The following is a 19,025-nucleotide window of genomic DNA, read 5'->3' as shown; positions in this document are numbered from 1 at the left end:
TCAGAAGCCGTCGGTCGAGGTGAAGAGTCCGACACGCAGATCCTGGGCGGTGTAGATGGTGCGACCGTCGACCTGGACCACGCCGTCACCGATGCCGAGCACCAGCTTGCGGCTGATGACGCGCTTCATGTCGATGTGATACGTCACCTTTGTCGCCGTCGGCAGTACCTGACCGGTGAACTTGACCTCGCCCACGCCCAGCGCCCGGCCATGTCCGGGATTGCCGATCCAGCCCAGATAGAAGCCGACCATCTGCCAGAGCGCGTCGAGTCCCAGACAGCCGGGCATCACTGGATCACCGGGGAAGTGGCACTCGAAGAACCAGAGATCCGGGCGGATGTCCAGCTCGGCCAGGATCTCGCCCTTGCCGTTGGCGCCGCCGAAGTTGGCGATGCGCACGATGCGATCCATCATCAGCATGTTGGGCGTCGGCAACTGGGCATTGCCCGGGCCGAACATCTCACCGCGCCCGCAGGCGAGCAGTTCATCACGAGTGAAAGAGGCTTCTTTGTTCACGGTCGATCCTAGATTGAGGCACGCGGGGCGTGCTGGAGGCCGGGCGACACTGGGCCGCATCAGGCGTTGAGGATTGGTTTCGGGTCGGCGGCTCCACCCGGACGATGGAGTCCGCCCGCCGGGTTTCAGGCACGCAGACGCTCGCGCACGAACTCGACGATGGTGTCGATCGGGATGAGCTGCATCTCTTCGTCGGTGCGGCCCTTGTACTCGACCTGTCCGTCGTCGAGTCCCTTGTCGCCGACGACGATGCGATGCGGGATGCCGATGAGTTCCATGTCGGCGAACATGAAACCGGGGCGCGCATCGCGGTCGTCGAGCAGGACGTCGATCCCGGCGGCCTGGAGTTCGGCATAGAGCTTCTCGGTCGCCTCGCGCACCCGGTAGGACTTGCCGAGCTTCATCGGCAGCAGCGCGACCTCGAAGGGCGCGATCGGCGCCGGCCAGCAGATGCCGCGCTCGTCGTGATGCTGTTCGATGGCGGCGGCGACCACGCGCGACACGCCGATGCCGTAACAGCCCATGGTCATGACGGTCGCCTTGCCGTCCTCGCCGAGCACCGTGGCCTTCATCGCCTCGCTGTATTTGCGACCGAGCTGGAAGATGTGCCCAACCTCGATGCCGCGTGCGATGGTGAGCGTGCCCTGACCGTCCGGACTCGGATCGCCCTCGACCACGTTGCGCAGATCCGCGACCTCGGGCAGCGGCAGATCGCGGCCCCAGTTCAGGCCGAACCAGTGCTTGCCGTCGATGTTGGCCCCAGCGCTGAAGTCGGCGGTGACGGCCACGGTGCGGTCGACGATGCAGGGAATCGGCAGATCCTTCGGCCCGAGCGAGCCGGGACCGGCGCCGATGGCGGCGCGGATCTCGGCCTCGGTGGCCATGCGCAGCGGCGAGGCGACCTGTGGCAGTTTCTGAGCCTTGATGGCATTGAGCTCGTGATCGCCGCGCACCAGGAGCGCGACCAGGTCGGCGTCGATTTCATCCGAAGCCGCAACCACCAGGGTCTTGACCGTGCGCTCGATCGGTTGATTGAACTGCTCGACCAGATCGGCGATGGTGCGTGCATCGGGCGTGTCGACCAGACGCGCGTCTTCGGTCGGCGCGGGCGCTGTCTCAGCCAGGGCCACGGCCTCGGCCAGTTCGACGTTGGCGGCATAGTCGCTGCCGGTCGAGAAGGCGATGGCGTCCTCGCCCGAGGAGGCCAGCACATGGAATTCGTGCGAGGCGCTGCCGCCGATGCTGCCGGTATCGGCGCTCACCGGGCGGAAATCGAGTCCGCAGCGGGTGAAGATGCGGCAATAGGCCTCGTGCATCCGCTGGTAGGTCTCAGCCAGCGAGGCGTCGTCCAGATGGAAGGAATAGGCGTCCTTCATCAGGAACTCGCGCGCGCGCATCACGCCGAAACGCGGCCGGATCTCGTCGCGGAACTTGGTCTGGATCTGGTAGAAATTGATCGGGAGCTGCTTGTAGCTCTTGAGTTCGTTGCGCGCCAGCTCGGTGATGATCTCCTCGTGCGTGGGGCCGAAGCAGAACTCGCGCTGATGACGGTCCTTGAAACGCAGCAATTCGGGGCCGTATTGTTCCCAGCGCCCGGACTCCTGCCAGAGTTCGGCCGGCTGCACGGCCGGCATGGAGACTTCCAGCGCCCCGGCGCGGTCCATCTCCTCGCGCACGATGCGCTCGACACGGCGCAGCACGCGCAGTCCGAGTGGCAGCCAGGTGTAGAGACCGGCGGCGAGTTTGCGGATGAGACCGGCGCGTAGCATCAGCCGGTGGCTGGCGATCTCGGCGTCGGCCGGCGTCTCTTTGATGGTCTGGAGCGGAAACTCTGAGGTGCGCATCGGATCGAAAATCTCGACAGGTAAAGCGCGGAAGTCTATTGGTCCGGCGACGTCGAAACAACACCCGGCACGCAACCGGCCATATGCATTCGATGGTCGAGGCCGAAACCATCGCCTCGATGATGATAAAGTAATGGGGTCCAACCGACACTTCTCAGCCCTTCCATCCACGAAAAGCTCTCAAGTGGAAAGCCTAGCAATGACTCAGTCGGAATCCGGATCGATGGCCATGGAGCGGCGCACCCAGGCACGTATCGACCTGCATATTCCGGTCGAGTTGGCCCTTCCGGGTCAGGATGCGCCCGTGCGTGCCGTTACGCGCGACCTCTCCTGGGGAGGCGCGCTCCTGCATCTGACCGAGCCCCTGCCCAACGATCTCGAGACCCTGATCCTCAGCCTGCCATGGCGGCGGGGCAAGTCTATCCGCGCCCAGGCCCAACTGCTGCGCGCGCGTCCGCATGAAGGCGGGTATCTGGCCGCCGTGCGCTTCATCAGTCTGTCGCCGCGCAGTCAGAGCCGCCTGGAGCGCCTGCTCAAGATGCTTCACGCCTCGGATTCCACGACGGGCGCAGGCGGCAAGAATGCCTTGTTCCGCGAGCTGGAGGTGACGGTCAGCGATACCGAGGAGCTGCGCCAGAAGCTGTTGCAGATCCTGGAGGGGCGCTACACGGTGACGGTCTTCGAGAGCTATCAGGTCGGACAGAGCATCAGTCTGTCGATCACGGGCACCTTCGATCTGCCGAGCATCCGGCTGCGTGCGCGTGTCTCGGACGTGCGCAAGTCCGAGGTCAAGGGGTTCGACTGGGCTGAACTCTATACCCTGTCGCTCCAATTCGAACATCCAAGCAACACGATTCGCACCTTCGTCGATCTGGTCCTGAATCGCTTGTCCGACACCGAAGACGAAAGCTCCACCTTCAGTCATCTGGAGGGCGCTCCGGACTGGCTGCGCTCGGTGGCCGCGGCGACGGTGCGTTCCGGCGCGAGTACCCGGAGTGCCGAGGCTGCCGGCGGGGACGAGACGCGCTCCTGCCTGGAGTCCGAGTTCCCCGAGGCCATTGCGCGGCTCGTCGCCGGCTGGGGCAATGTCGCTGACTTCGACATGGTCTTCAGGAGTCTGGTCCTGAGCCGTAACGACCAGCAGAATGCCTGGTCACGGGAGGCCTGGGAGGAACTGGAGATGCTCCAGAGCGTCCATGATCGCGCCTATGGGGTCTCGGCGAACCGCCGCAGTCTGCTCAAGGGCGGAAGGCTGTGAGGCTCGCCCGCCTGGACCGCCCGCTTCCGGACGGCGATCGTCTGCCCCATGCACTCTACCGCGCCGAACAGGTGCGCCGGCTCGATCGTCTGACCATCGAGCGCTTCGGTGTCCCTGGGATCGAATTGATGGAGCGCGCCGGCGCGGTCGCCTATCGGCTGCTGCGCGAGCGCTGGCCGAATACGCGCCGCCTCACCATCCTGGCCGGAACGGGCAACAATGGCGGCGATGGCTATGTGGTGGCACGGCTGGCGCGCGCCGATGGCCTGGATGTGCGGATGTTGCAACTGGGCGGGGCGGATCGGGCGCGCGGTGAGGCGGCACTGAGTCTGGCGGCCTATCGCGACGCCGGCGGTGTCGTCGAGGACTGTCTCGGTCTGCCGCGCGAGACCGATCTCTATGTCGACGCACTGCTCGGTACCGGGCTGGAGCGTCCGGTGACGGGGCGCTGGGCCGAGACCATTGCGGCGCTCAACGCCCAGCGCGCGCCCGTGCTGGCGCTCGACATCCCCTCCGGACTCCACGCCGACACCGGGCGCGTCCTGGGCGTGGCGGTGCGGGCGAGCGCGACCGTGTCCTTCATCGGACTCAAGCTGGGACTCTTCGTCGGCGCCGGCGCCGAGTATCGGGGGGAACTCCACTTCAGTGCGCTCGACGTCCCGGCCCAAGTCTATGCCGGTGAGATCCTGGCGGCGGCGCGGATCGACTGGGCGCGCGAATCGCGCCTGCTCGCGCCCCGCTCGCGGATCGCGCACAAGGGCGACTGCGGTCATGTGCTGGTCGTCGGCGGCGCGCCGGGGATGTCAGGCGCGGCGCGTCTGGCCGGCGAGGCGGCTCTGCGCGCCGGCGCCGGACTGGTGACGATTGCGACCCATCCACGCCATGCCGACTGGCTCAATCTCGATCGGCCCGAGCTGATGGTCTCCGCCGTCGAGCGGCCGGACGACCTGGAGGCGCTGATCCAACGGGCCGATGTGATCGCGATCGGTCCGGGGCTGGGGCGGACGGACTGGGGGCGGGGGCTCTGGGAGCGGGTTCGTGCGTTGCCGCATCCGCTGGTGGTGGACGCCGACGCGCTCAACCTGTTGGCCGAATCCCCTGGTTGCGGGCCGGACTGGGTGCTCACTCCGCATCCCGGCGAAGCGGCACGTCTGCTCGGTGTCACGACGGCCGAGATCGAATCCGACCGTCTCGGCAGCGCGCAACGCCTCCAGGCGCGCTTCGGCGGGGTGGTGGCGCTCAAGGGCGCCGGTTCCATCGTGCATGGCCCCGCGCCCCGCGTCCCGGCCGTCTGTAGCGACGGCAACCCCGGCATGGCGACCGCCGGCGCGGGCGATGTCCTGACCGGCGTGATCGCCGCCCTGCGCGCCCAGGGGCTGGAGGCCGACGAGGCCGCCCGCGCGGGCGTCTGTCTGCACGCCGCCGCCGGCGACCGGGCCGCGCGTGCCGGTGAACGCGGACTGATCGCCACGGATATCATCGCTGCCCTGCGCCCCCTGTCCAATGGCCTCGCCGAGGTGGATCGCTGAGATGCAAACGACCCTGGAACTCACACTCGACACCCCCGAGTCACAGATGGACTTCGGCGCCTGTCTGGCGTCGGCCCTGAAGCCGCCCTGCGTGATCTTTCTCGAAGGCGATCTGGGCACGGGCAAGACCACCCTGACTCGTGGTATCCTGCGCGGCCTCGGGCACTCCGGGGCGGTACGCAGTCCGACCTACACCCTCGTCGAGCCCTATGCCCTGACCGGCTTCGAGCTCTACCATTTCGACCTCTATCGCCTGGGTGATCCGGAAGAACTGGACTATCTCGGGTTGCGCGATCTGCTGGGGAACGCTGCGGTCTGGATCGTGGAATGGCCCGAGCGCGGCGCCGGTCTGCTGCCCAAGCCCGATCTGCGCATCCGGCTCGTCCACCTCGATGCCGGCCGGCGTCTGACCCTGAACGCCCTGAGTCCATCGGGCCAGGATCTGCTTGCTGACGTAATTTCTGCCGCTGATGTCGTCTCTGCGCCACACCTTCGAGCCGATACTTGAGGAATATCATCTAATCAACGGAGTTGACTTGGAAAGATCGGTGATGACCTGCTATCTTTTAAGCGACGCTCGTACCCAAGTCAGGCTTCGAGGCGGCATCGTGAACAGGTTCATCGTGCTCTTTCTGCTACTGATCGCTCTGCCCGTGGCGGCTGTCGCGGTCGAGGTCGATTGTCACTGGAATCCGGGGAACTCGGGTAGAACCCAGTTGCTCCTCGGCGTCACGGCGCCCGCCGCGCACCGCATCTTCACCCTCGACCAGCCCGACCGGGTGGTGATCGACATCGCTGGCGCGCGGATGCGGGGAGACTTGCCGGCGGCACGCACCGACGACCCGTTGCTGATCGGCGTGCGCGCCGGCGTGCGACCCAATGGTGATTTGCGCATCGTGCTCGACCTCAAGCAGCCGGTGCGCGTCAAGAGTTTTGCCGACAAGACCGGCGGGAGCCAGCCCCGGCTGATCGTCGAACTCATTCCCAAGTCGTTCGGGGGCGGCGGGCTCCAGCCGGTCTCGAATCAGGGGGCGGCCCAGCCGGTCTGGTCGAGTCGTGGGCGCACGGCCATCGTCGCCATCGACGCCGGGCACGGCGGCGAGGATCCGGGGGCGATCGGGCCGAACGGCACGCGCGAAAAGGACGTCACCCTGGCCATTGCCCGCAAGCTGGAGCGGCTGATCGAGCGCGAGTCCGGGATACGCGCCGTGATGGTCCGTGATGGCGACCATTACGTCGGGCTGCGTGAACGCACCCTGATCGCGCGTGAGCACAAGGCCGATCTCTTCGTGTCCATCCATGCCGATGCCTACGACAACCCGGACGCACAGGGATCGTCGGTCTATACGATCTCGCACGGTGCGGCCAGCAGCGAGGCGGCCGGTTGGCTGGCCGACCGCGAGAACAAGGCCGATCTCATCGGCGGCGTGGATCTGGCGACGAGCGACGACGTGCTGGCCTCGGTGCTGCTCGACATGACGCAGAACGCGACCATGGAGCACAGTACAGAAGCCGCCGCCTCGGTGCTGCGCTATCTCAAGCGTGTCGGCGTGGTCCACAAGGGCGACGTCCAGCGTGCCGGCTTCGTGGTGCTCAAATCGCCCGACATTCCCTCGCTGTTGGTCGAAATGGCCTTCATCAGTAATGTTCACGAAGAACAGAGACTCCGCAGCAACCTCTATCAGCAGCGCATGGCCGAAGCGATCCTGGCCGGGATCAAGGGCTATTTCGCCAAGTATCCGCCTCAGGGCGTGCTGGCGGCTGACGCGGGCCGGGGCATCGAGCGTTCAGGTTCCAGTGCCGCGCATGGGCTGAGATCCGCCTCCAGGACACGCGCGAGCGGTCTGCGTGAGTATGTGATCAGCCAGGGTGATACCCTGTCCGGCATCGCCAAGCGTCATCGCGTGAGCCTCAGTTCGCTGCGGGCCGAGAACGGTCTCAGCGACACCGATATGATCCAGGTCGGGCAGGTCATCGCCATTCCGACCGATTCCTGACGTCGTTTCGGGTGGAGCCGCGCCGGCTCGCCCCGAGTCGGCGTTTCGTTCGTTCCTCGTCCACCCATGTCCAATCCGATTCGCATCCTCTCCGATCATCTCGTCAATCAGATCGCCGCCGGTGAGGTCGTCGAGCGCCCGGCCTCGGTGATCAAGGAGCTGATCGAGAACAGTCTGGACGCCGGCTGCGCGCGGCTGGAGATCGATGTGGAGCAGGGCGGGATCAAGCGTCTCCGGGTACGCGACGACGGGCGCGGCATCCCGCGCGATCAGCTCGCCCTGGCGCTGGCGCGGCATGCGACCAGCAAGCTCACGGAACTGGCCGATCTGGAGGCGGTCGGGACGCTGGGGTTTCGCGGCGAGGCGCTGCCGAGCATCGCCTCGGTGAGCCGGTTGACCCTGATCTCACGGGTGCGTCCGGACCTGGAGTCGGATGCCGATACGACCGAGCGGGCGGCGGGCGATTCGGCCTGGGAGGTCGCGGTCGCCATTGATGGGCGGTTGGAGGGGCCGCGACCGGCGGCGCATCCGCCGGGAACCAGCGTCGAGGTCCGTGACCTCTTCTTCAACACTCCGGCGCGGCGCAAGTTCCTGCGGACCGAGAAGACCGAGTTCGATCATGTCGATCAGGTGGTACGGCGTCTGGCCCTGGCGCGTCCCGATGTCGCGCTCGAACTGCGTCACAATGGGCGGGTCGTCCATCAGTTGCCGGCGGCCGACGGGCGGCCCGAGTCGGTGCTCGCGCGCCTGGATCGGCTGCTCGGGTCGGGATTCGCCGAGCAGTCGCTGGAGATCGACGCCTCGGCGGTTGATCTGCGTCTGCATGGCTGGGTGCGACGTCCGGCCTTCTCGCGCAGTCAGGCGGATCAGCAGTTCTTCTATGTCAACGGGCGTCTGATCCGCGATCGGCTGATCACCCATGCCATTCGTCAGGCGTTCAGCGATTTTCTGCATCAGGCGCGTCATCCGGGTTATGTGCTCTTTCTGGATCTGCCGCCGCGTCTGGTCGACGTCAACGTCCATCCGGCCAAGCACGAGGTGCGGTTTCGCGAGTCGCGTCAGGTGCATGACTTCATCCAGCGCGCTCTGCAGCGACGTCTGGCGCACGGGGTACTGGGCGGCGTCGTGTCGGACGAGTCGACGCCGGAGACCGCCGACAGATCTGCGGGTGCGTTCGTTGCGGCTCCAGACAGACCAACCGTATCGCCCGACGAGACCGGCGACAGTCCTGGCCGGCGCCACTCTCAGCCGCCGCGAACGTTCGGCTTCGGGGCACGTCACCCGACTCCTGCGCTCGGCGTCGGCGATGGACGGCGGGTCTATCAGGCGTCGCTGGCGCTCCAGCGCCCGGTGGCGGACTCGGTAAGCGCCTCGCCGGTCGGTAATGAGGCCGAATCGTCCATTGCCGCTGAAAGCGACCTGCCGCCGCTCGGCTTCGCCCTGGCCCAGCTCAACGGCGTCTATCTGCTCGCCGAGTCGGCGGAGGGACTGATCCTGGTCGACATCCATGCCGCCCACGAGCGCATCGGCTACGAGCGGCTCAAGGCCGCCTGGAGCGCCGGACGGGTGACGAGTCAGCCGCTGCTGGTTCCGCACAGTCTCCAGGTCGACCCGCGCGAGGCCGATCGTCTGGAGGAACAGCGCGAGACACTGGCCCGGCTCGGTCTGGTGCTGGATCGTCTCGGCGTCGATCGGGTGGTGGTGCGCGAAGTGCCGGCGCTGCTGCGGCAGGCCGACATGGACGCCCTGGTCCGTGATCTGCTCGCTGATCTGGCGGCGCAGGGTGAGAGCACCCGCGTCGAGCAGGCCATCGACAGCGTCCTGGCGACCCTGGCCTGTCACGGCTCGGTACGCGCCAATCGCCGCCTGACGCTCGACGAGATGAACGCCCTGCTGCGTGACATGGAGCGCACCGAGCGCATCGACCAGTGCAATCATGGGCGTCCGACCTGGGTCAGGCTCTCCCATGCCGACCTCGACCGACTTTTTCTGCGTGGACGCTAGACCTTGATCGACCCGACATCTGACACCCGCCCCTGGGCGATCCTGCTCATGGGACCGACCGCCTCTGGCAAGACCGATCTGGCCCTGCAACTGGTCGAGCGTCTGCCCTGCGAGATCATCAGCGTCGACTCGGCCATGATCTATCGCGGTCTCGACATCGGCACCGCCAAGCCCGGTCCCGAGATCCTGGCGCGCGCCCCGCATCGCCTGATCGACATCCTCGACCCGACCGAGTCCTACTCGACCGCGCGCTTCCGCGAGGACGCGATCGCTGCCATGACCGAGATCAGCGCACGCGGACGCATTCCGCTCCTGGTCGGCGGCACCATGCTCTATTTCCGCGCTCTGCAACAGGGACTGGCCCAACTGCCGAGCGCCGACGCCGAGGTGCGCGCCGCGCTGGAAGTCGAGGCCGAGCGCCTCGGCTGGGCCGCCATGCACGCACGTCTGGCGGAACTCGACCCGGACGCTGCCGCCCGCATCCATCCCAACGACCCCCAGCGCATCCAGCGCGCGCTGGAAGTCCAGGCACTCAGCGGACGGGCCATGAGCGACCTGATCCGCGACGCCGAGCACGAGGCCCTGCCGTTTCGGCTGCTGAAACTCGCGCGCGCACCGAGCGATCGCGCCATACTGCACGCACGCATCGAACGCCGTTTTCGCGTCATGCTGGAACTTGGGCTGGTCGACGAGGTCTCTCGGCTCTGGGCTCGCGGCGATCTGACGCCCGATCTGCCTTCGATGCGCTGCGTCGGCTACCGACAGGTCTTGAACTATCTGCTCGGCGAAAGCACTTGGGAAGACATGGTGCAACGCGGCATCATCGCCACCCGTCAGCTCGCCAAGCGGCAGATGACCTGGCTGCGTGCCGAGTCAGACTGTCACTGGCTCGACGATGAACCCGATCCATTGATGACGGCACTCACGCTCATCGAACCCATACTCAAGGACGAGGAGCGCTCGACAGGTTTGCCCGTGGACGGTCGCTTGAACGACACTTGATGCATTCACTGGAGAGTCTTGCGCGGAGCGGTGGTTCGTCCCGGCTGCCACCATCCGCATTCGGCCCGACCCCGAGATCCGAGGTCGAGGCGGTTTTCAGCCGGGCACACCTGCTTCATCCAAAACAACAAGGAGCCAACCTCATGTCCAAGGGACAGAGTCTTCAAGATCCCTTTCTCAACGCTCTACGGAAGGAGCGCGTTCCAGTCTCCATCTTCCTGGTCAACGGCATCAAGCTCCAGGGCCAGATCGAGTCGTTCGACCAGTTCGTGGTGCTGCTCAAGAACAACGTCAGCCAGATGATCTACAAGCACGCCATCTCGACCGTGGTTCCGGCGCGCAACGTCCGGCTGCCGACGAGCGACACCGACGGCGCCGAGCCGGAGGCGCATTGAACGATACACCCGTAGCGGTTCCGTCCGTCGAGGCCAGGCCTGTCGCCGTCGGCCCGTCGCTCGTCTTCGAGCGGCCCAAGGCCGGCGAACGGGCGGTGCTGGTCGATCTCGACATCGGACGCGGACCGGCGAGCGAGGCCGACGAGCGCGAAGAGTTCGTTCTGCTCGCCCAGGCCGCCGGCGCCGAGGTGGTGGGGGGCATCGGCGGCTCGCGCGCCACGCCCGACTCGCGCCTCTTCATCGGCTCGGGCAAGGCCGAGGAACTCAAGGCGCTGGTCGCGGCGACCGAGGCCGAGCTGGTCATCTTCAACCATCCGCTCAGCCCGGCCCAGGAACGCAACCTGGAACGCCTGCTGCAATGCCGGGTGATTGACCGTTCCGGCTTGATCCTCGACATCTTCGCCCAGCGCGCGCGTTCCTTCGAGGGCAAGCTCCAGGTCGAGCTGGCGCAGCTCAAGCACCTCTCGACCCGGCTGGTGCGCGGCTGGACCCACCTGGAGCGTCAGAAGGGCGGCATCGGCCTGCGCGGTCCGGGCGAGACCCAGTTGGAAACCGACCGCCGGCTGCTGGCCACGCGCGTGGCCATGCTGGAGCGCCGGCTGCAACGCATCGAGGGTCAGCGCGCCCAGGGGCGCAAGGCGCGCGCCAAGGCCGAGTTGCCGGTCGTGTCGCTGGTCGGCTATACCAATGCCGGCAAGTCGACCCTATTCAATCGACTGACGGAAGCGGGCGTGCTGGAGGCCGATCAACTGTTCGCAACCCTGGACCCGACCCTGCGGCGGCTGGATCTGCCCAGCGGCGGTCATGTCCTGCTGGCCGACACCGTCGGTTTCGTCAGCCGACTGCCGCACGAACTGGTCGCCGCCTTCCGCTCGACGCTGGAAGAGACGCGCGGCGCCAGCTTGCTGCTGCATGTGATCGACGCGGCGGCGGCCAATCGACCGCGCCTGATCGCCGATGTCGAGACCGTGCTCGCCGAGATCGGCAGTCACGAACGCCCCCGGCTGGAGGTCTTCAACAAGATCGACCGGCTGGACGGCGAGACGGCCCGTCTGGAGCGCGACGCCGAGGGACGTCCGGTGCGGGTCTGGGTCTCGGCGCGCACGGGCGAGGGCATGGATCTGCTGCGTCAGGCGCTGATCGACCTGACCGGCGGCGAGCGCCTGATCGAGACCTTCGATCTGGACGCCACCGATGGGCAGCGACGCGCCTGGCTCTACCGGCATGCGCGGGTCATCGAGGATCGCCCGCTCGACTCGGGCGGTTGGCAACTGCGTTGCGAGATCGCGCGCGTGGATCTGGAGCGCCTGCGGGCGCGTTTGCCGTGATCGGACCGGCTCCCGTACAATCGGGAGCCATCGATCGATGAACATTCTGATATAGAAAGACGGAGAAGCTATGGCCTGGAATGAACCAGGTGGCGGTCCAAAAGACCCCTGGAGCGGCAAGGGCGGCGAGCAAGGTCCGCCTGATCTCGACGAAGTGGTGCGCAAGCTCCAGGAGCGGCTCGGCGGTCTGTTCGGCGGCAGCCAGCCACCCGGCGGCGAGGGTCCGTCCGGCGGTCGGTCTGGCGGCGGCCAGCTCAGCACCAAGGTCATCGGTATCATCATCGGTGTCCTGGTCGTCATCTGGCTGGCGACCGGCATCTACATCGTCGAACCCGCCGAACGCGGCGTGGTCATGCGCTTCGGGCGCTATGTCGATACCACGGAGCCCGGTCCGCACTGGCACATCCCGCTGCCGATCGAATCCGTGGTCAAGGTCAACGTCGACGAGATCTCGACCCTGACCCATCGTGCCGCCATGCTCACCCAGGACGAGAACATCGTCGAGGTCGAGCTGACGGTCCAGTCGCGCATCCAGGATGCCGCCGACTATCTGTTCCAGGATCAGGATCCCGAACGCACGCTCAACGACGCCACCGTCACCGTGGCGCGCGTGGTCATGGGCCAGAGCAAGCTCGACTTCGTCATGACCGAAGGTCGTGGCGCGGTGGCCGTCACCATCAAGGAGCGTATCCAGAAACTGATGGATCGCTACAAGACCGGTCTGATCGTCACCTCGGTCAACATGCAGCCGGCCAAGCCGCCCGAGCAGGTCAAGGCCGCCTTCGACGACGCCATCAAGGCGCGCGAGGACAAGGAGCGTCTGGAGAACCAGGCCGAAGCCTATGCCAACGAAGTGCTGCCCAGCGCGCGTGGTAACGCTGCACGCATCCTCGCCGACGCCAAAGCGTATCGCGATCGCGTGATCGCCTCGGCCGAGGGTGAGACGGCGCGTTTTTCGGCCGTGCTCGCCGAGTACAGCAGGGCGCCCGAAGTCACCCGCCAGCGTCTCTATCTGGAGACCATGGAAGAGGTGCTGGGCAAGAACGGCAAGGTGGTGCTCGACGTGACCGATGGCGCCAACAGTCTCATGTATCTCCCCATCGATCAGCTCATGAAGCAGACCCAGACTCAGACTCAATCCGAGCCGCAGACCCAGCCGTCCCTCAGCGGATCGCCGGCGCTGCCCGAACGGATCGATCCGCCGCTGCGGACGGTCGATCGTGAGCGGAGGGCTCGCTGATGACTCAATCCAGCCGACTCAAGACCTGGCTGCCGATCGGTCTGGCGGCGGTCGTGATCTTCTTCTCCAGCTTCACCTTTGTGGTGCGCGAGTACGAGGTGGCGCTCAAGCTGCGTCTGGGTGAGATCGTCTCCGACACCTATGCGCCCGGACTTCACTTCAAGATCCCGATCCTCCACCAGATCCGCAAGTTCGACCGGCGTTTGCAGACGCTCGACTCGCAACCCGAGCGCTTTCTGACGATCGAGAAGAAGGACGTGATCGTCGACTCCTACGCCAAGTGGCGCATCGCGCGTCCGGCGCAGTTCCTGCGCTCGACCGGCGGCAACAACGCGCGCACCAGCCGACTGCTCTCCGAGCGCATCAACACCAGTCTGCGCGACGAGTTCGGTAAGCGCACCATCCAGGAAGTGGTCTCGGACGACCGGCTGGCGCTGATGGAGGCCCTGACCAAGGACGTCAACGCCAATGCCGCCGATCTGGGGGTCGAGGTCGTCGACGTGCGGGTCAAGCAGATCGACCTGCCGCCCGAGGTCAGCGAGTCGGTCTACCAGCGCATGCGCGCCGAACGCGAGCGGGTCGCGCGCGACCTGCGCGCCAAGGGCGCCGAGGCCGCCGAGCGCATCCGCGCCGACGCCGACCGTCAGCGCACCGTGATCGTCGCTGAGGCCTACAGGGAGTCCGAGGAGATCCGGGGCGAGGGTGATGCCCAGTCCGCCGCGATCTATGCCCGGGCCTTCACCGCGAACCCCGAGTTCTACGCCTTCTATCGCAGTCTCGCCGCTTATCGCGAGAGCTTTGGGCAGGGCGGCAGCGTGATGGTGCTGGAGCCGGACTCGGAGTTCTTCCGCTTCTTCCGCGAATCGAGCGGACAGCCCTGATCCCGATGGCTGGAGACCCGCGCTGCCGAAGTCTCCAGCCATTGGACAAATCCCCGATCCTCTGAGAGGATAACGCCCTTTGGCGTGCCCGGCCGTCGTGCGGTCCGGTCCATTCTCGATCAATTTCGCGGGATCCTTTCATCATCGTGCATGACATCCTGGTCGCCCTCTCGCTCGTGTTCATCATCGAGGGGATCTGGCCCTTCCTCAATCCGGCCAGCTTCCGGCGTCTGCTGGCGATGGTCGCGCTCGAAAGCGAACGCTCGCTGCGTCTGGCCGGATTCGTCAGTATGATCTCGGGTCTCGGACTGCTGTATCTGGTCAACTGAATCCCGCTGGTCAACCGAACCCGAAACTCTGCCGTCCAACTGCCATCATGTCACCCATGAACGAGGAACGCTGGCTGCTCCCCGCCGGCATCGAGGAAGTCCTGCCGCCCCAGGCGCGGATCGTCGAGGGTCTGCGCCGCGAACTGCTGGATCTCTACGCGAGCTGGGGCTATGAGCTGGTCATTCCGCCCTTCATCGATTATCTGGATTCGCTCCTGACCGGCACCGGACAGGATCTGGATCTCCAGACCTTCAAGCTCACCGATCAGCTCACCGGGCGTTTGCTTGGCGTGCGCGCCGACATGACGCCTCAGGTCGCACGCATGGATGCCCATCATCTGCGCCGCGAGGCGCCGACCCGGCTGTGCTATCTCGGGACCGTGCTGCATACGCGCCCGGACGGCTTCGCCGGGACGCGCAGTCCGCTCCAGCTCGGCGCTGAGATCTATGGTCACTCCGGCATCGAGAGCGATACCGAGATCCTGCGTTTGGTGCTCTTGACGTTGCGCACGGCCGGGATCAGCGAAACCTATCTGGATCTGGGACACGTCGGGATCTATCGCGGGCTGGCGCGTCAGGCCGGACTCGACCGGGTGCAGGAACATGCGCTGTTCGATGCGCTCCAGCGCAAGGCGATCCCTGAGATCGAGTCTCTGGTCGGCGACTTCGGGCTGACCGGCGCTCCGGCCGGGATGCTGGTGGCGCTGGCAGAATTGAACGGCAGTGACGCCCTCGAACGGGCGGCTCGGGTGCTGGCGGCGGCGGATCGTCCGGTGCGCGAGGCGCTCGACTATCTGCGCCGGCTGGCCGAGGAGCTCAATCACTGGCTGCCCGAGGTCTCGATCCATTACGATCTGGCCGAACTGCGCGGCTATCGCTACAAGACCGGCGTGGTCTTCGCCGCCTTCGTGCCTGGCTGGGGCCTGGAGGTCGCGCGCGGCGGGCGTTACGACGACATCGGGCGCGTCTTCGGTCGGGCGCGCCCGGCCGTCGGCTTCAGCGCCGATCTCAAGGGGCTGCTCCAGCATGGCCGGGGGCTGGAAGAACGCTACCGTCAGCCCGGAGCCATCCTGGCGCCCTGGTCGAACGATCCGGCCCTGCGCGAGACCGTCGAGACCCTGCGCGCCTCCGGGCGGCGCGTGATCCAGGCGCTGCCCGGACTCGAACCGGACCCGCGCGAACTCGGTTGCGAGGAGCGCCTTGAGTATGGCGACGGGCGCTGGGATGTACGTCCCTTGCCGTAGGCGGCTCGATCATCAACTTTCTCTTCATACATTTTGGAAGCGTGACAGATGGGCAATAACGTTGTTGTGATTGGCACCCAATGGGGCGATGAGGGCAAGGGTAAGGTCGTCGACCTGCTGACCGACCGCGCGGCGGCCGTGGTGCGCTTCCAGGGCGGTCACAATGCCGGGCATACCCTGGTCATCGATGGCGAAAAGACCGTGCTGCATCTGGTGCCCTCGGGCATCCTGCGCGACAACGTCCAGTGTCTGATCGGCAATGGCGTGGTGCTCTCGCCGTCGGCGCTGTTCGAGGAGCTGGACATGCTGGAACGCGCCGGGGTGCCCGCGACCGAGCGTCTGGGCATCAGCGCCGCCTGTCCGCTGATCCTGCCCTATCACATCGCGCTCGATCAGGCGCGTGAACGCAAGCGCGGCGCCAAGGCGATCGGCACCACCGGACGCGGCATCGGTCCGGCCTACGAGGACAAGACATCGCGGCGCGGCATCCGTCTGGGCGAACTGCTCGACGCCAAGCACTTCGAGGAACGTCTGCGCGAGGTGATGGAGTATCACAACTTCGCGCTCGTCCACTACTACCAGACCGAAGCGGTCGATGTTCAATCGGTGCTCGACGAGGCGCTGGTCCAGGCCGAGCGTCTGCGTCCGCTGGTGGTCGACGTGCCCGGCCTGCTGCACGCTCTGCGTGCTCAGGGTCGTGACGTGCTGTTCGAGGGCGCGCAGGGCGCACTGCTCGACATCGACCACGGCACCTATCCCTATGTCACTTCGTCTACGACCACGGCGGGTGGGGCGGCCAGCGGCAGCGGCGTGGGTCCGCGCGATCTCGACTATGTGCTCGGCATCGTCAAGGCCTATACGACGCGCGTGGGCGCCGGCCCCTTCCCGACCGAACTCGATGATGCCGTGGGCGAGCATCTGGGCGTGCGCGGTAATGAATTCGGCGCGACCACCGGGCGCAAGCGTCGTTGCGGCTGGCTCGACATGGTCGCGCTCAAGCGCTCGTTCGCCATCAACAGCGTCACCGGGATCTGCATCACCAAGCTCGACGTGCTCGACGGGCTGGAGACGATCAAGATCTGCACCAGCTATCACCTGGACGGCCAGGACGTCGACGCACCGCCCGTGGGCGCGGATGCCTTCGAGCGTTGTCAGCCGCGCTATATCGAGTGCCCCGGCTGGAGCGAGTCCACGGTCGGCGTCAAGAGCCTGGACGATCTGCCCGTCAACGCGCGTCGCTATCTGGAGACCATCGAGCAACTGAGCGGTCTGCCGATCGATCTGATCTCGACCGGACCGGATCGGGTGGAGACTCTGATCCGGCGTCATCCGTTCGACGTCTGACCGGTCGGGCCACGGGCCGTCCGGCCTGGACGGCGGCTCCATCTCCACCTTCGGGACGGGACAGCATCGAGGCCCGGCTGGAGGCCAGGGTCTCTGGCACGTGAATCCAAGTCCCGTCTGTGGGATCATCCGGGCTTCAGGCCGCGCCCGTGCAAGCGGACGCGGCATTTCGATGCCTATAACGATACGCACAGGCCATGGATCCACGACACTCAATAGACGACCCGAGCCGTGCCGAGAGCGCGCCCGTCAAGGTCGCGGACTGGACCGCCGCCGATCTCATCGATCTGGAGTATTACCTCGACGCCGACGAGCGCGAGCTGCGCGATCGACCCTCGATCCGCAAGACGCTCGCCGAGCGCGATCGCTCGCTCTATCTGGAGCGCATCGAGTCCGAACTCGGCGGCGAGCCGGCCCATACGCCCAAGCATCGACGCCTGAGTCTGCGTCTGTGGCTGCGAGCGCGGCGCACCGACGAGGATCCGAGTCTGCGGCCGTTGCTGCCGGGACTGATCTTCGCCCAGGCCCAGCGGCTGGGGTTGTGGGTTCTGGCGGCGCTGGGTTTCGTGGTCGGTATCAGTCTGGCCTCGACCCTGCTCAGCTATGATGGCCGCCTTCCGGTCAGCGTGCCCTGGTTCGTCTTCCTGCTGGTGGTGGTGCAGTTCCTGCTGTCGGTCGGTGTCGCCTGGACCTGGCTGAGGCGCGCGCTGCGACGCCAACGCACCGATATCGAGGAGTCCTGGCTCCTGAGTCATGTGATCCAGCCGGCGCTGGGTCGGTTCGCGCACTGGCTCCAGGAACAGCAACTGTCGCACTCGCCCCAGGAGATCCGCGAACGGGCGCTGGCGACCAAGGGGTTGGTGCGCTCCCAGTTCAGCGTCTATGGCCCGCTGTCGATCCTGACGCTGTTGATCCCGGTGCAGGTGTTCGGCGTCGCCTTCAATCTGGGCGTCATCCTGACGACCATCGCGCTCGAATGGTTCACCGATATCGCTTTTGGTTGGGGCACTTCGCTGGTGGCCCATCCGCAGACGATCTACGACCTGGTGCGGGTGATCGCCGCGCCCTGGAGCTGGCTGTTCGGCGAAGGCGTCGGCTATCCGACCCTCGAGCAGGTCGAGGGGTCGCGTATCTATCTGGAGCAGTGGACGGCGGCCGCCGCCGGCCTCAAGCCCAACCCGGAGCATCTGCGTTCCTGGCGCTGGTTCCTGGTGCTGGCGGTCTTCACCTATGGTCTGCTGCCGCGTCTGATCCTGCTGGGCGGGTCGATGATCGCTCAGCGCGTCACGCTGGCCCGGCTGACCTTCACGCACGGTCGCATCCAGGCGCTCTATGCGCGGATGCTCGCGCCCTGTCTGGATACCCATTCCGGCGAGTCGGGGCAGGGTCCGGAGATGCACATCCCGGCCGAGATCACGTCCGGTCGACCCCGCACCGGGCTGGTCGGGCCGCTCAAGAAGACGGAAGGACCGACCGTCAGTCGCCGACCCTGGCGCGACGAGCAGCCGAATCGCGAAGAGACGGTTCCAGCCGAGGCGCGAGCCGCCGAGGTCGCGCTGACACCCGTGCCGCCCATGGTCGAGCCGCCAACGCTCGATGACTCGACGGTCGCGCCCGAACCTCTGCTGACGCCGGAACCAGCCCCTGAGGTGTTACAGGTTTCCGAGGCCGAGCCTGCGACCAGTGTCGAGGCTGTCATTGCCGCTGCTCAGGAGTCGGAGTCGCGTTCAGAGTCGGTTCCAGCAGCCACGCCTGAGCCACAACAGGAGCCGGAGCAAGCAGCAGAGCCGGAACCTGAGACGCATGGCGCTGCATTTGAACCGGCATCTGAGCATCAACCCGAAGCTGAAGCCGAGCCTGAACCACAGCCGAAATCCGAAACCGAACCAGCTCCGGAACAGAAGCAAGAGCCGGAGCCTGAGTTACAGCCGACTCCGGCGCCGGATGTGGAACTGGAGCCAGAGCCGCAACCGGAATCCGCGTTGCACGCCGAGGCCGAACTGGAGCCTGTGATCGAGTCCGAATCTGTGCCGGAACCGGAACCTCCTGTTGAGCCACAATCCTTGCCTGAGCCTGAGCCTGAGCCTGAGCCTGAGCCTGAGCCTGATGCTCAC

At 66.3% G+C, this 19,025-nt stretch carries 16 protein-coding genes; 14 read left to right on the top strand and 2 right to left on the bottom strand.

Annotated features, from left to right (window positions below):
* The gene (fabA, locus tag HW932_RS18845; RefSeq protein ID WP_176978010.1) at positions 1-516 is read right to left on the bottom strand and encodes a 3-hydroxyacyl-[acyl-carrier-protein] dehydratase FabA; all 516 of its coding nucleotides are present in this window, start codon (positions 514-516) and stop codon (positions 1-3) included.
* 125 nt (positions 517-641) lie between these two features.
* Complete coding sequence (locus HW932_RS18840) at positions 642-2,360, bottom strand: proline--tRNA ligase (protein WP_176978009.1); 1,719 nt, start codon at positions 2,358-2,360, stop codon at positions 642-644.
* Positions 2,361-2,559: 199 nt separating this feature from the next.
* On the opposite strand from HW932_RS18840, the gene HW932_RS18835 reads away from it, so the two are divergent.
* The 14 genes from HW932_RS18835 to HW932_RS18770 all read left to right on the top strand — a co-directional run.
* Positions 2,560-3,618, top strand: a complete 1,059-nt coding sequence (locus tag HW932_RS18835; RefSeq protein ID WP_176978008.1) for a PilZ domain-containing protein — start codon at positions 2,560-2,562, stop codon at positions 3,616-3,618.
* Positions 3,615-5,147, top strand: coding sequence for an NAD(P)H-hydrate dehydratase (locus HW932_RS18830; RefSeq protein ID WP_176978007.1), 1,533 nt, complete (start codon positions 3,615-3,617; stop codon positions 5,145-5,147). The genes HW932_RS18835 and HW932_RS18830 overlap by 4 nt, the downstream gene beginning before the upstream one ends.
* 1 nt (position 5,148) lies before the next feature.
* Entirely contained in the window at positions 5,149-5,655 is a 507-nt protein-coding gene (gene tsaE, locus HW932_RS18825) for a tRNA (adenosine(37)-N6)-threonylcarbamoyltransferase complex ATPase subunit type 1 TsaE (RefSeq protein ID WP_176978006.1), read from the top strand.
* Between the two features lie 100 nt (positions 5,656-5,755).
* Complete coding sequence (locus HW932_RS18820; RefSeq protein ID WP_176978005.1) at positions 5,756-7,144, top strand: N-acetylmuramoyl-L-alanine amidase; 1,389 nt, start codon at positions 5,756-5,758, stop codon at positions 7,142-7,144.
* Positions 7,145-7,210: 66 nt separating this feature from the next.
* Positions 7,211-9,148, top strand: a complete 1,938-nt coding sequence (gene mutL, locus HW932_RS18815) for a DNA mismatch repair endonuclease MutL (RefSeq protein ID WP_176978004.1) — start codon at positions 7,211-7,213, stop codon at positions 9,146-9,148.
* 48 nt (positions 9,149-9,196) lie between these two features.
* Positions 9,197-10,150, top strand: coding sequence for a tRNA (adenosine(37)-N6)-dimethylallyltransferase MiaA (gene miaA / locus HW932_RS18810; protein WP_222932455.1), 954 nt, complete (start codon positions 9,197-9,199; stop codon positions 10,148-10,150).
* Positions 10,151-10,293: 143 nt separating this feature from the next.
* Positions 10,294-10,545, top strand: coding sequence for an RNA chaperone Hfq (gene hfq / locus HW932_RS18805; RefSeq protein WP_012970437.1), 252 nt, complete (start codon positions 10,294-10,296; stop codon positions 10,543-10,545).
* Positions 10,542-11,873, top strand: coding sequence for a ribosome rescue GTPase HflX (gene hflX / locus HW932_RS18800; RefSeq protein ID WP_176978002.1), 1,332 nt, complete (start codon positions 10,542-10,544; stop codon positions 11,871-11,873). The genes hfq and hflX overlap by 4 nt, the downstream gene beginning before the upstream one ends.
* Positions 11,874-11,943: 70 nt before the next feature.
* Positions 11,944-13,113, top strand: a complete 1,170-nt coding sequence (hflK, locus tag HW932_RS18795) for an FtsH protease activity modulator HflK (protein WP_176978001.1) — start codon at positions 11,944-11,946, stop codon at positions 13,111-13,113.
* A complete protein-coding gene (gene hflC, locus HW932_RS18790; RefSeq protein WP_176978000.1) occupies positions 13,113-13,994 on the top strand; it encodes a protease modulator HflC in 882 nt (293 codons plus the stop codon). The genes hflK and hflC overlap by 1 nt, the downstream gene beginning before the upstream one ends.
* Before the next feature lie 146 nt (positions 13,995-14,140).
* On the top strand, positions 14,141-14,323 hold the full coding sequence (locus HW932_RS18785) for a DUF2065 family protein (protein ID WP_176977999.1): 183 nt from the start codon (positions 14,141-14,143) through the stop codon (positions 14,321-14,323).
* A 56-nt stretch (positions 14,324-14,379) separates the two neighbouring features.
* Entirely contained in the window at positions 14,380-15,567 is a 1,188-nt protein-coding gene (locus HW932_RS18780; protein ID WP_176978036.1) for an ATP phosphoribosyltransferase regulatory subunit, read from the top strand.
* Positions 15,568-15,615: 48 nt separating this feature from the next.
* The gene (locus tag HW932_RS18775; RefSeq protein ID WP_176977998.1) at positions 15,616-16,911 is read left to right on the top strand and encodes an adenylosuccinate synthase; all 1,296 of its coding nucleotides are present in this window, start codon (positions 15,616-15,618) and stop codon (positions 16,909-16,911) included.
* Positions 16,912-17,108: 197 nt separating this feature from the next.
* Positions 17,109-19,025, top strand: a 1,917-nt coding sequence (locus HW932_RS18770) for a DUF2868 domain-containing protein (protein ID WP_176977997.1), incomplete at its 3' end; no start/stop codon positions are given.

It is taken from the genome of Allochromatium humboldtianum, assembly GCF_013385175.1.
In the GTDB taxonomy this organism is placed as follows: Bacteria; Pseudomonadota; Gammaproteobacteria; order Chromatiales; family Chromatiaceae; genus Thermochromatium; species Thermochromatium humboldtianum.
This window is presented reverse-complemented; position numbering and strand designations above follow the sequence as displayed.